General features: G+C 32.4%; 12 protein-coding genes and 2 tRNA genes. 7 read left to right on the top strand and 7 right to left on the bottom strand.

Annotated elements, in window-relative coordinates; all coding sequences use genetic code 11:
* The 4 genes from QZ659_RS18970 to QZ659_RS18955 all read left to right on the top strand — a co-directional run.
* A partial coding sequence (locus QZ659_RS18970; RefSeq protein WP_291728368.1) for a group III truncated hemoglobin occupies positions 1-279 on the top strand: 279 nt, incomplete at its 5' end.
* Positions 280-400: 121 nt separating this feature from the next.
* Positions 401-817 (top strand): hypothetical protein, encoded by a 417-nt coding sequence (locus QZ659_RS18965; RefSeq protein ID WP_291728366.1) that lies wholly within the window; start codon positions 401-403, stop codon positions 815-817.
* 231 nt (positions 818-1,048) lie between these two features.
* Entirely contained in the window at positions 1,049-1,300 is a 252-nt protein-coding gene (locus QZ659_RS18960) for an HU family DNA-binding protein (protein ID WP_291728365.1), read from the top strand.
* A gap of 160 nt (positions 1,301-1,460) precedes the next feature.
* Positions 1,461-1,910, top strand: coding sequence for a nuclear transport factor 2 family protein (locus QZ659_RS18955; RefSeq protein ID WP_291728363.1), 450 nt, complete (start codon positions 1,461-1,463; stop codon positions 1,908-1,910).
* A gap of 289 nt (positions 1,911-2,199) precedes the next feature.
* On the opposite strand, the gene QZ659_RS18950 is transcribed toward QZ659_RS18955, so the two are convergent.
* Positions 2,200-2,273 (bottom strand) — tRNA-His (locus tag QZ659_RS18950).
* Between the two features lie 455 nt (positions 2,274-2,728).
* Here QZ659_RS18950 and QZ659_RS18945 point away from each other — a divergent pair.
* Both QZ659_RS18945 and QZ659_RS18940 read left to right on the top strand, forming a co-directional pair.
* Positions 2,729-5,236 (top strand): TIR domain-containing protein, encoded by a 2,508-nt coding sequence (locus QZ659_RS18945; RefSeq protein ID WP_291728361.1) that lies wholly within the window; start codon positions 2,729-2,731, stop codon positions 5,234-5,236.
* 173 nt (positions 5,237-5,409) lie between these two features.
* Positions 5,410-6,285, top strand: a complete 876-nt coding sequence (locus tag QZ659_RS18940; RefSeq protein ID WP_291728359.1) for an inositol monophosphatase family protein — start codon at positions 5,410-5,412, stop codon at positions 6,283-6,285.
* A gap of 14 nt (positions 6,286-6,299) precedes the next feature.
* Here the strand turns inward: QZ659_RS18940 and QZ659_RS18935 are convergent, their stop codons facing one another.
* Positions 6,300-6,932 (bottom strand): hypothetical protein, encoded by a 633-nt coding sequence (locus tag QZ659_RS18935; protein ID WP_291728357.1) that lies wholly within the window; start codon positions 6,930-6,932, stop codon positions 6,300-6,302.
* 560 nt (positions 6,933-7,492) lie between these two features.
* On the opposite strand from QZ659_RS18935, the gene QZ659_RS18930 reads away from it, so the two are divergent.
* Complete coding sequence (locus QZ659_RS18930; RefSeq protein ID WP_291728355.1) at positions 7,493-8,134, top strand: hypothetical protein; 642 nt, start codon at positions 7,493-7,495, stop codon at positions 8,132-8,134.
* Positions 8,135-8,196: 62 nt separating this feature from the next.
* Here QZ659_RS18930 and QZ659_RS18925 read toward each other — a convergent pair.
* The 5 genes from QZ659_RS18925 to QZ659_RS18905 all read right to left on the bottom strand — a co-directional run bounded on the left by QZ659_RS18925 (position 8,197) and on the right by QZ659_RS18905 (position 12,597).
* Positions 8,197-8,269: transfer RNA gene (locus QZ659_RS18925), tRNA-Thr, on the bottom strand.
* Positions 8,270-8,409: 140 nt separating this feature from the next.
* Positions 8,410-8,826 (bottom strand): response regulator, encoded by a 417-nt coding sequence (locus tag QZ659_RS18920; protein ID WP_291728353.1) that lies wholly within the window; start codon positions 8,824-8,826, stop codon positions 8,410-8,412.
* Entirely contained in the window at positions 8,816-10,231 is a 1,416-nt protein-coding gene (locus QZ659_RS18915; RefSeq protein WP_291728352.1) for a sensor histidine kinase, read from the bottom strand. The genes QZ659_RS18920 and QZ659_RS18915 overlap by 11 nt, the downstream gene beginning before the upstream one ends.
* Positions 10,232-10,394: 163 nt before the next feature.
* Positions 10,395-11,519: an SPFH domain-containing protein gene (locus QZ659_RS18910; RefSeq protein ID WP_291728351.1), complete on the bottom strand. Its 1,125-nt coding sequence runs from the start codon at positions 11,517-11,519 to the stop codon at positions 10,395-10,397.
* A 403-nt stretch (positions 11,520-11,922) separates the two neighbouring features.
* The gene (locus tag QZ659_RS18905) at positions 11,923-12,597 is read right to left on the bottom strand and encodes a hypothetical protein (RefSeq protein ID WP_291728350.1); all 675 of its coding nucleotides are present in this window, start codon (positions 12,595-12,597) and stop codon (positions 11,923-11,925) included.
* Between the last annotated feature and the right edge of the window lie 77 nt (positions 12,598-12,674).

Here is a 12,674-nt window from a genome sequence, read left to right as displayed (position 1 = left end):
TTTTGGGAAACCAATTTATTTGGTATAGCAAAGTTTAAAGGAAGCCCGTCAATGAAACACATAAACGTTGACAAAAATTTGAACCATTCTATAACTCAAACCCACTTTGGAACTTGGCTTCAACTTTGGTTTGAAACTATCGACCAACTCTTTGAAGGAGAACTAGCCTTAAAAGCAAAACAATCAGCTCGTAAAATGTCCACAGGACAATTTTTAACTATATGGAATAATAGACCTGAAAATAAAAAGCCAGCAGATAACAATGTATATAAAAAATAGGCGAAATAGCAATAAAATCAAGGCTTTTGGCTCGTATCAAACTTTGTGCTTAACCGAAAGATTCAGGCTTCGAAATCGCCTACTTTTCATATACTAACCGTTAGCAGCAGTAAAAAATATTATGAACGAAACAAATTTAACGTTTTACATTGATGGGACTGAGGTAATAATCAAACCTGAAAAAGTATTTATGGAACAAGTTTATATTCCTATATACAAACCTGTAAACCAAATAATTACTGGGTATGTCATTTTTTTGGATAAAGAGGATTTTGTAAATGACATACAAAGTTTATTACCAAAAGTGATTGATGAAGATTATTTTAATAAAATAATGAGAAATCTTGATACTTTGATTAAAAACCACATTACCCAATTCGGCCGATTACTTAAATCAGACATGGAACTTTATGTTGGAGAAGCTCTTTTAGTAATGTGTGGAATGGCAGAAGTACTAAATCAAGAAGTACCTAGTGAAAGTGAGAAGCCATCACTATTCGACGCTATATGCCAAAAATTTTTACCTCATTGTTCATAGCTTCCCTAGCCCCAGTTGAACGTAAAATAAAAAAATAAAAAGTTGAGCGTTGTCTTTAGCGAAGCGATGACTACGACCTATCAGTTAGGCAAATCTTAGATTTGCAAAAATAACTTTTGTATTGAAAGTAGCCTTAGAAGTTTTTTAGTGACATTCTAAGGCTGTTTTTTTTAAACTAATCAAAAACAATTTCGTTCTTTGAATACCTCAAATACATAAAATTCAATAAAAATGAAACACAAAGAATTTGTAAAAGAATATGCACAAAAAATGAATTGTGATGAAGAAACAGCAAAGGAACAAATTACTACTTTTACTGACATCATTTTAGAATCAATGAAAAAAAATGAATCTGTAACTATTGAGCATTTTGGTAGATTTTATATACGAGAGCGAACTAACTCAAAAATTTTTAAGTTTTTACCTGCTAATAAATTTAAAGCAATTTTGGGTTGGGCAAACGACTACAAAGGGAAAATATAAGAAACTACATCTATTGTAGTCAGTAAAAATCTAAAGGCTCGTTTCCAAACGTGGGTTTTGTATTGAAAACAGCCTTAGAAGTTAAAAAAAAGCTATTTTAAGTCTATTTTTTTTGTATCTTCACTCAAGTCGCTATGTATCAAAAACTAATTCAACAAGTATGAAATACCTATTTGCTATTGTATCCGTTATTTGTTTTTCTACTTTTTCTGCGAAAGCACAAATCCTACAAGATTCTGTGGACGTGAAGCAAGTAGCTTTAGATTATATAGAATTTCAACATAACTTAAAGCTAGAACAATTTGAAAGAGCTGCTCATCCACGAATGGTAAAGAGAACTTTTTGGAAAGATAAAAAAACAGGGAAAGATTATTTGAGAGAAACATTTACTGATGCTATGATACTACTAGCTGAAACCTACAACGAAGAAGGAGACAAGTTTCCCAAAAATCCAAAAAAAGAAGTAATCATACTAGATATGACAGATAAAACAGCATCTCTCAAACTGATAGCTGATGACTGGATAGACTATATGCATATAGTAAAACTAAATGGAAAATGGCAACTTGTGAACGTTTTGTGGCAATTCAAAGATTCTGAAAAGCATTGAGCTTACTAACCTTTTGTCTTAATTTAGTTACCAAATCTCTCCACTTGAGCGTAGAATAAAAAATGGCTTTCGCTCGTTTTCAAACGAGTGAGGGCTATGTATTCGGCTTCTAGCCGTGGTTGAAAGTAACTCTATTTACTCATTTTCTTACGTAAAACTGAGATAAGTTATAGAATCATATTTTTTACTTTTTGAATATAATAAATAAAACAAAAAAGCAGTTTTCAAATTTTGAAAACTGCTTTTTGCATTTTTAGAATAAAAAATATAATTCTAAATATAAAACTTGGGCGAACAGTGGGGTTCGAACCCACGACCCTCGGTACCACAAACCGATACTCTAACCAGCTGAGCTATGATCGCCATATTAAAATTACAGATTTTGAAGTGATTTTTAATTACTTCGTTCCGTAATTATGAATGCAAAGGTAATAGCTTTATTTGAAGTTTGCAAGAGATTGAATTAACTTTTTTATATTTTTTGTGTAAAATTTTTCTCTCAAACCTCAGTCAAATGGAGATTTATACCTCGCACTTTCAATAACTCTTTCATTATCAATACATAAGTAAAAATGATAGATTATTTTTGCATTCTATACACCCAACCTATTTTTTTTCAAAAAAGTTCACTAGCTATCTTTTTTTCCTAAAAAGAACGTTTTTTTTCTTTTTGAGACAAAAAATGAGTAAGTTTAGTTTGTAGAATGCTTTTTAGATGAGGCTCTAAAATTTTACTAAGAATCATCTTTTATGTAGTGTTCACTCAAAACTATCCTTTCGCTTTACGCACTACCAAAAAAACACATTGCACATTCATCATGGCAAATCCTAATTATAAAGATATTTTTATTTCCTATGGACGGGCAGAAAGCAAGCATTTTGCCTCCCAACTCTACGAATTACTAACTCAAAAGGGATATAAAGTTTGGTTTGATCAAAATGATATTCCGTTAGCTGTAGATTTTCAAGACCAAATAGACGAAGGTATTGAAAAAGCTGATAATTTTATCTTTGTAATAGCTCCTCACTCTATTCGCTCGCCGTATTGTAGAAAAGAAATTGAACTAGCTACCAAATATAGCAAACGAATTATTCCTATTTTGCATATTGAGCCTTCTAGAGAGATGATAGAGAAGTTTATGCATCCTTCTGTTAGTAAAAGAAATTGGCTCTATATGAGACAACAAATAGAAGAAGGAAAAGGACAACATGAGTGGACAGATATAGATGATAGGGAAAATGGACAAGAAGGCTTATTTTCTATATTAGAAAGCCATAGAGATTATGTACGACGCCATACAGAACTTCTACATAGTGCCTTAGAGTGGGAAAAACAATATCGTAACACTCGTTATTTGCCTTTTGGAGACCGACAAACAGAATCTGAGCAATGGTTACTTACTGAATTTAAAAGCGAACAACCCCCTTGCTTACCTTCTTCTATACATTGCGAATTTATATCAGAAGCTCGTAAAAACTCTGAAAACAGAATGACAGATGTCTTTGTCTCTTATGCTGAAGAAGACGAAGAAATCAGAAACCGAGTATTGCGTTCCTTAGCTCAATATTTGATTACGACTTGGACACATGAAATGGATATTCAAGCAGGAGAAGACTTTGATAAAGAAGTAGAAAAAGGAATAGAACAGGCTGATAATTTTATTTTCTTTATCACACATGAATCCATCAAATCTGAATACTGCGAAAAAGAACTTGCACATGCTGTTAAATACAATAAGCGAATTATTCCACTACGAATGGATGATATACCCGTTCATGATTTTCCACCAGAAATACGCAATTTGCAGTTTATAGATTTTACAGATAATAATTATGACTTTATTCCTCGTTCGAAAAATGAAAAAACAGATTATGAAAAAGATATAGACGAAATTCTCAATCAGATTAATACTGACCGTGATTATTATCATAAACACAAAGTTATTCTGAATAAGGCTATTCGTTGGAAGGAACAAAACCATAACTCTAGTATTTTGCTTAGAGGACACAACCTTGATGAAGCAAAAATTTGGTTAAAAATTGGATTACAGAGAAATACTCATCTGCCTACTAGGTTACACGAGGAATTTATCAGAGAAAGCGAGGCTAAAAGTGGACAACTTAGCACAGAGGTTTTTATCTCTTATTCAAGAGCAGATGGCGATTTTGCAAGAAAGCTAAATGATGAATTACAAGAAAATGGTAAAACGACGTGGTTCGACCAAGAAAGCATTGCTTCAGGTACAGATTTTCAACAAGAAATTTATAATGGAATTGAAGCCTGTGAAAATTTTCTTTTCATAATTTCTCCAGATTCTGTCAAATCTCCTTATTGTGATGATGAAGTTAAGTTTGCTACCAAACTAGGAAAAAGAATCATTACACTACTGTACAGAGCCACCGAGACGTTTGAAATTCCGATGGAACTCTCCAACATACAGTGGATAAATTTTATTCCTAACCAAGCTAATTTCCACGATTCGTTTGCCGAACTTATCAGAACACTAGACACAGACAGAGAACACGTAAAAGCACACAACCACTGGTATCAAGAAGCTCTGCAATGGCAAAAACAAGATAAAAACAGCGATTTTTTACTTGTAGGAACAGAATATCTTTTAGCACAATCTTGGTACGAAGAAGCTATTCTCAAAAAGAAAATTCCTGCTCCCAACGCATTGCAAGCTCAGTACTTAGAAGAAAGTGAAAAAGCCATTGAAGCAAAAAAGAATGAGCAAAAGCAGTTGGAGGAACAGTTATTAAAACTGGAGAAAGATAGAAATGCAGAAGCAAAAAAACGCATTGAACGCCAGAAATTATTACTCATTATATCATCTTTTACACTTTTGATTTCTTTAATTGTGGGAGTGTATGCTTTTATTGAAAAAGAAAAGGCAGAAAAAAGTGAAAGAGATGCAGTAGAAGCAAAAAAAGATGCTGATAAACAAAGAGAAGAAGCTGAAACAAATAAGTTGGAAGCTGAACAGATAAGTAAAATGTTAGAAGAACAAAATACAAAGTATCAAAAAGCTTTAGCTCAAATAGACTCTGCCCTACAAAAAGAAAATGCTGCTACAAGACAAAAAGAAGAAATACAATCTATTCTCAAGACAAAGGAAAATAAGTTCAAACAAGAGGGTTTTGTCAAACAGAGAAATTTTGTAGAAGACAAAATGAGAATACGTGAGGAGATATTACGAACAAAAAAATCATTACTTAGCTATGCTCGTCAATTAGAAAGCTTAGGAGTAGTGCGTACCTCTGTCAGACAAGCTATGGAAAAGCAGATTGAAGAAGACATACAAGAGTTACTCAAATCATTATAAATCAGAAATTTAGAATATTTTTTAAAAAAGTACTGAACATCAATAGATATTTGCTGTTCAGTGAGTTACAAAGTACCGTTCGTTGGTGTTTTAGCAAAGCGACACCAACAACTTTTTATCTTCATGTCCAGTACTCTAATTTTTTTAATTTTCATCATACTAATTAAAATTTTATGGCTTCTTCAAGCTCAAGTTTAAATACAGACAAACATACGATTGATTTAATTTTTCTAAGAAAAGAGGTAAGCCAGCTGGCAGAGCAAGTAGCTAGTTTTATTTCTAAGGAAGCTCAAGACTTCAATAAAGACGATATTGAGGTCAAGAGTTTTAATAGTTTGGTTTCGTATGTGGACAAGGAAGCCGAAAAAAAGATAGTCGCAAGACTTAGAGAACTATTGCCTCAAGCAGGAATTATTGCAGAAGAAGGTACAGGAACACCAAAAGAAGAGGGTTTTAACTGGATTATTGACCCATTAGATGGAACAACAAATTTTGTTCATGGCATTCCTGTTTATTCTATCAGTATTGCACTTTCTCACACAGAAAAGATGGAAGAGGAAGAAAGCACACAAACAGAACTCTTGTTAGGAATAGTCTATGAAGTAAATAGAAAAGAGTGTTTTGCTGCACACAAAAATGGTGGAGCAACGCTAAACGGCAAAAAAATAAAAGTTTCTGGAGAAAAAGAACTAGGAAAATCATTACTCGCCACAGGGTTTCCTTATGAAGATTTTGAACGCATAGAAGACTATCTTTCTATGATGGAAACCATGATGAAAGCAGCTCATGGACTTCGCAGACTTGGCTCAGCTGCTGTGGACTTATCTTTTGTTGCTGCTGGACGTTTTGAAGGTTATTTTGAATATAATCTAAATGCTTGGGATGTGGCAGCAGGCGCACTAATAGTAACAGAAGCAGGTGGAATTGTAAGTGATTTTGAGGGAAATCAGATTGTAGAGAACTATATTTTTGGAAAGCAAATTATTGCAGCCACAGATATTCACTCACAAATTTTAGAACTGGTAAAAAAGGTATTTTTAAATAAGTAAAAGTGGTGTTAGTATTACTTTAGAGAAGATATATAAATAAGTCCTTTATCTACATACAGAGGGTCATACGTCTTAGCTTTCCAAAAAAGAGGATGTTCTTTTCCTGTGTTGTGTATATGAAATGCATTTTTATAATCACCTTCTTCTAAATACTTTCCATAGGTGGCAATACACCATTGAATAGCTATTTGCAAGCCTTTTTCACCATTCAAATCATCAATAGTAAGTCCTTCTCTGACCACGTGATACCCCATAATTTGTAATGGACCCCAAGAAGTGGCAAGCATAGTAAGTTCTTTTTCTGAATAACGTTTCAAATCTTTTTGAGTAAGGTTAGCATATTTTTTTCGTTTGCCTTCTCTTACAGCTTTTAGATTTTTAAAAACATTAGGCTCATAACGACTTTGAGCAGGTTTTTTTGCCGAACACTCCAATAAAACCAATGCCTTAAAATACTCTGATGGGGCTTCCAGTTCTTCGCAAATTTCATCTATTTCTGCTCCATAATTTTGCTCTACTTTCATTACAGCATTCATTTTAGTACGCTCTGAAAATATTGGCTTTAGCATACTGTATGAACAAGAACGATAATTCCAAACAATATGAATAAGAATAATAGCAACAAATATTTTAAGAAATAGGCGCATAAAAAATAGAGTGATATAGATTTAAGATTTTTGCAAAGTTATTCTTTGACAAAATATTGTTTCGTTTCTTCATAGCATTTTACAAACCCAACGCTATGGAGAAACGAACGTTAATAAATTAACCTTGATTAGAGTACTGGACATGAGATAAAAAGTTGTTGGTGTCGCCAGTGTTTTTTCCCTGTTCTGTGGCTCACAGAACAGCAAATATCTATGGATGTCCAGTACTCTAAACCTTGATAACATTTATTATTTAGTGATAATTGATTTATAAAATTACTATTTTTCTTAGCAAGAAACAATACATTATGAAGTTATAAAAAATTATCTAAGTTTGTAAAAAACAAATAACCTTGAATGCTATAAAAACAATATTAGATTTTTTAAAACCTCCTATTTCTATAAAAAAATGGGTAGGAATATCTTTTTTGCTGCTTATCTTTTGGTTGATAGTCTTCACTTGTTTTTATGCACCCACACTTGTTAGAACTTTTTTTTTAAAGGATTTTTATTTAGATAAGCTAGATTTTGAACAGGTCTCTATTTATGTCAATCCTCAAATGAGTACTAAGCAACGCAAAGAAATTATTTTGCTTTATCAAAAATCAAGATTACGTATAGATTCTCTTTTTGGAAGCACAGAAAGCAAACCTACTATTTTGGTAGGAACAACCGATGAAGTAATGCAACGCTTTGGCTATCCAAATATTGAAAAAGAAACCAAAACGGGAATGACACATCTCACTCCTTTTGGAGCTTATATTGTCCTTTCTTCTGAAGGAACAAATGTAGATGTTTTAAGCCACGAACTTTCTCACGCCGAGCTTATGAAACGATTGGGTTGGAAGACTAGAAGACAAAAAATACCTATTTGGTTTGATGAAGGATTAGCAATGCTAGTGGATAGACGCTTTGAATATTGGAGTGCTTTAAAAGAAGACTGGAAAAAACTACTTAATTCAGAAAATACAGATTCTGTTTTCATTTCTCAATACTCAACAATTCCTTTTGAGAGTGAGGAAATATTTGCTTTGGAAAATCTTCAAACCACAGAGGAGTTTTTTACAGAAAATGCACAACTACACTATTTTTTGGCTCAACAAGAGGTTTCTCGTTGGTATAAAGCAAATGGAAAAAAGGGATTAATACAATTGATTGAAGACTTAGAAATAAAAAGCTTTGAAGAAAGCTACGACAAATAAAAAAACTCCTTAATATAATTAAGGAGTTTTTCATTATTTACAATTACATTGTAATTTATTTGAGCCTTCTAACGGGATCGAACCGTTGACCTATTGATTACAAATCAATTGCTCTACCAGCTGAGCTAAGAAGGCTTTTTGTTTTTGGTGATACAAAGGTAGTGCTTTTTTAATTATCTGCAAATTTTTTACGTAAAAATTTTCTTTTTTTTGATAAATATTTTTCCAGCTTGATAAAATTTCTTTGTTCCATCAAGCTAGAAAATATTTTTTAGTTATATTTTTTCTGGATGAACCCTTTGTATGATGTGTTCTAACGCCTCTTTAGTCAGAGGTTTTTGAGAGTAAGATTCTATAATATTGTATTTTTCAATATTTTCTTGCTCTACTTCAAGAGCAGATGTAGATAACATACAGACCACAACTCCCTTTCTTCTTTCTTTACCAAGTTTTTTATACTCTTCCAAAAAATCCCAACCATTCATACCAGGCATATTAATGTCTAGGAAAATAAGGTCTGGATTAGGATAATCTTCACCTTCTTTTGTGTTTAGATATTCTAACGCTTCTGCTGCTCCATATTTGATTATAATTTCTTCGGTTACGTCTGCCTTTTTTATCACCCGGCTGTGGATATAATTGTCTGCCTCCGAATCATCTATTAGCAGTATTTTGTTCAGTTTAGTCTTCATAATTTTGCTGATTTAGTTTTTTAGAAATTGTAAAGTAAAATGTAGTGCCTACACCTAATTCAGACTCTACTCTAATCTTTCCTCGGTGTAGAGCAATTATTTTTTTACAAAAAGCAAGTCCAATACCTTGCCCTTCATATTCCGATTTTCGGTGTAGCTTTGCAAAAATCCCAAATATTTTCTTTTGATGCTCTTTTGGAATACCTATACCATTGTCTTTGAAGGAAAACTTCCATTTTGTAGGATACTCCTCTGCTCTAATTTCTATATTTGGTACAACATCTTCTTTACTAAACTTTAGAGAATTGGTAAGAAGATTCTGAAAAAGCTGTCTAAGCTCTACTCTATATCCTTTTAGTTTAGGTAAATTCTGAAAATCAATGGTTGCCTGTTTTTTGTCTATGAGTAATGCCAAATCATTTTTCAACTCTTTTATAATTTCCTCTATTTCAATTTCTTCTATTCTAGCCGATTTTCCTATTCTAGAGTAATTTAAAATTCCGTCAATCATACTTTTCATTCGCCCAGCAGCTAAGGTGATAAATTCAAAATTCTGCTTAGCTTCCTCATCAAACTTATTTCCATAGTCTTCTTGCAAAATTGTTATCATACTTGTAATAGTACGCAGAGGTTCATTCAAGTCGTGTGAAGCAATATAGGCAAAACGCTCTAACTGTTCATTTTTTTCTTTTAAATTTTCTCTTCCCTTTTCTAATTGTTCGTTTGATTCTACTAAATTTTCTATGAGTGGACGCAACATAGAATAAATGTTATAAAAAATAAATAGTATTGCTATTAGTCCCGCTATCTGTATAGTAGTAATAATATAGTTGATAAGGTTTATTTCCTCGTTATTTTCCTTTAAAGATTCATAACCATCTGTTTTTAGTTGCTTAACAATTACTCTCATTTGCTGCATTAGTTTCTTTCCTTTATCTGTATTTACTAGGTCTAAAGCAGCTTCTCTTTGTCCATTTCTGTTATATTCAATGGTAGTTTTCAACTCATCTAGCTTCTCTTCTATCAACTTTTCAAGTGTTTCTATATTACTAGCCAAAAGTTCATTAGATTTAAAATTACTACCTAGTTCTTCAACCAATGTGGGGATGTCTTTAATAGCTCTGTTATATGGCTCTAAATATTTTTCTCTTGAAGTAAGTAAAAAACCTCTTTGTCCTGTTTCAGCATCTTGTACGGCAGATAATAGTTCTCCTAATTCGTTTTCTAAACGTAGAATTTCTCTTAGTTTTTCTTGTGTTTTATTTTCTATATTTTGAGAAATAAAATAACCTATCAAAAGCACAATTACTAACACCAAACCTGCCGAGAGGATTTGGATAACCTTACGAATTTCTGTTTGTTTATAACCTTTTTGGTTTTCTTTTGGGAGTTTTTGAACAGACATATAAACAGACTAAAAAATGAGGCTTTATTGAAAAAGCTATAGAAGTTGAAAAAAATTGTGATATTATAAACAAAAATTCCTACTCAAAATATATGAATAGGAATTAAATTAATTAGCTAACCAAAAAAATAAAATTTGGTTATAAAATATTTATTTTTTTTATCTACATCGGTGGTGGTGGTGGTGGAACGCTGCTAAATAAAGTTTGCAGTTCTGTTACTTTTCCAGCCTCTGTCCACTCTGCCATTCCATTTTTCCAAACATACGATGTGCGAGTAAGCTCTCCAGACTCTACCATTCTTTTTATCTCACCCATTGGAAAAGGTCCTTTCTGCTCTCCGTTTACATAAACATGAAAAGCTACCATCGGAGGAGGTGTTGAAGGAGGATTCTGTTGTTGTCCTTGGTTATTTTGCTGTTGCATTTGGTTAGACATTTGGTTTGCCATCGCCATTCCCATTCCCATACTCAGTCCATCGTTTCCTCCACTCGGATTATTGGCAGCATCTTCCATAGCTTGTCCCATTTTGAACTGCGTATAATTATTGAGATTTCCTTGCATAGAACGTCCCATAATTTCCATTTCATTCCTTTGGTCAAGCACTTTTTGTACATGGTCTGGCAACGACATATTTTCTACTACAAAATCTGTAATATCTACGCCATAACGGTCAAAATCTAAGACCAACTTTTTCTTTATCATTGCTCCCAATTCTTCATAATTGGCAGCCAAATCTAAAAACGGAATTTTGCTCTCTCCAAGTCCGTCCGTAAATTGTTTTACAACCAAACCTTTTAGTTTGTTGGTTATTTCTTCTGTTGTAAAATGTCCGTCTGTTCCCACTATGTCTATAAGGAAACGACTTGGTTCGATTACCTTAAAAGCAAAACTACCAAAAGCACGGATTTCTACTCCCATAGAACCCAATTCTGGGTCTCTTACACGAATAGGATTACGAGTTCCCCATTTGTTGTCATAAAAAGGTCGCATATTTACAAAATACACCTCTGCTTTAAAAGGACTGTTAAACCCATACTTCCAGCTTTTGAGAGTTGTTAGGATAGGCATATTTTGTGTTGAAAGTTCATACCTTCCTGGAGGAAAAACATCTGCCAACTGTCCTTCATTAATAAAAACAGCTTGCTGTCCTTCTCTGACAGTCAGTTGTGCGCCGTACTTGATTTCGTTACCCTCTCGGTTGAATCGGTAAACGATAGTGTCTCTGCTATTATCAATCCATTCGATGACATCGATAAATTGCCCACTAATTTTGTCCCAAAATCCCATAAAAATAATTTAATTTGAGTTAGTTAAAGATAAATCTGCTTTGTTGATTTATAATTTACAAAAAAGAAACAAAAAATCCCACTTGTGAAACAATTTTTCAACAAATGGGACTTTTAGACCATTAAAAAAATGGAATTTACTTAAAGATTTTTTTCAAAATAGCTCGGATAAGAACTCCAATGATAATCTGTTTCCAATCGATGCGCTTCAAAATGAGCCAAATAAGATTTAACATAATTGTATAGATTTATGAGTGATAATATAAATTGTTTCTTGTTGATATAAAATTCTGTATTTCAATAAAAAACACAATTAAATATACTATTTATTTGATTAAGAACGAAAAATCAAGCCAAAAGTTATGGTAAAAAGTGTTAGTAGTAGTCTTATTTAAAGATATTTTTTACGCTGAGCAATCAAACTTTGCCAAATTGAACCATAGCATATACCATTTTCCATCTAGCTTAGCAAACCCTACTTCAAGATAATCATCTGTCAAGACAACTATATGACTAATTTTTTTATCTGTCTTTGAGGCAAACTCTTTTTCTTCTTTTGTATAGACCTTTTCTATTATTTTTTCATTCATTGCTAATCCTTTTGTTATTTCATCAAAAGAAGAGGTACTCTGATAAAATGTTCCTTCTTTTGAAAACATTTCGCAGTCAAATTTTGGAATTTCTTCATTTTTAGGGTTCTGTCCATTAAATTTTTTGAAATATGCCTCCAAATGTGGAAGCTGCTCATATACTTCTTCTAGGTTGTTGAAATGCTCTACAATAGAAATTGCACTAGGTTTATGGTTGATATAAAAACCGAATTGAGGATGAATATATTTTTTGAGTTGATGGTCTGATGGAATATCTAAAAAATCTTCAAGTGCATTTTCAAAATCATGTTGCTTTGACATATTTGAGGAATTAGAGGCTGCTAACAATACTTTTTCAGAACCCATCTCATCCCAACTATCATTTTTATCAGCACAGCTAAAAAAGCTAATTACTACAAAGTATAGAAGATAGTTAAAAATATGTTTTCGCTTTAATAATCTTGGATAGAAGTTGTGTGGAGTATTCATAATTGTTTATTATAGGATAGTTTTTTTTATTAAACGTAGGGTAAAATAAAATGTTCACGCTAAAAAAATAATATTAA

Source organism: Bernardetia sp., assembly GCF_020630935.1.
Classification (GTDB): domain Bacteria; phylum Bacteroidota; class Bacteroidia; order Cytophagales; family Bernardetiaceae; genus Bernardetia.
The sequence above is the reverse complement of the archived record's forward strand: the minus strand, read 5'-3'. Positions and strand labels throughout refer to the sequence as shown.

Coding starts and splice junctions, on each gene's coding strand:
- QZ659_RS18965 (WP_291728366.1), top strand. CDS start 401: ATGAACGAAACAAATTTAACGTTTTACATTGATGGGACTGAGGTAATA.
- QZ659_RS18960 (WP_291728365.1), top strand. CDS start 1,049: ATGAAACACAAAGAATTTGTAAAAGAATATGCACAAAAAATGAATTGT.
- QZ659_RS18955 (WP_291728363.1), top strand. CDS start 1,461: ATGAAATACCTATTTGCTATTGTATCCGTTATTTGTTTTTCTACTTTT.
- QZ659_RS18945 (WP_291728361.1), top strand. CDS start 2,729: ATGGCAAATCCTAATTATAAAGATATTTTTATTTCCTATGGACGGGCA.
- QZ659_RS18940 (WP_291728359.1), top strand. CDS start 5,410: ATGGCTTCTTCAAGCTCAAGTTTAAATACAGACAAACATACGATTGAT.
- QZ659_RS18935 (WP_291728357.1), bottom strand. CDS start 6,932: ATGCGCCTATTTCTTAAAATATTTGTTGCTATTATTCTTATTCATATT.
- QZ659_RS18930 (WP_291728355.1), top strand. CDS start 7,493: ATGAGTACTAAGCAACGCAAAGAAATTATTTTGCTTTATCAAAAATCA.
- QZ659_RS18920 (WP_291728353.1), bottom strand. CDS start 8,826: ATGAAGACTAAACTGAACAAAATACTGCTAATAGATGATTCGGAGGCA.
- QZ659_RS18915 (WP_291728352.1), bottom strand. CDS start 10,231: ATGTCTGTTCAAAAACTCCCAAAAGAAAACCAAAAAGGTTATAAACAA.
- QZ659_RS18910 (WP_291728351.1), bottom strand. CDS start 11,519: ATGGGATTTTGGGACAAAATTAGTGGGCAATTTATCGATGTCATCGAA.
- QZ659_RS18905 (WP_291728350.1), bottom strand. CDS start 12,597: ATGAATACTCCACACAACTTCTATCCAAGATTATTAAAGCGAAAACAT.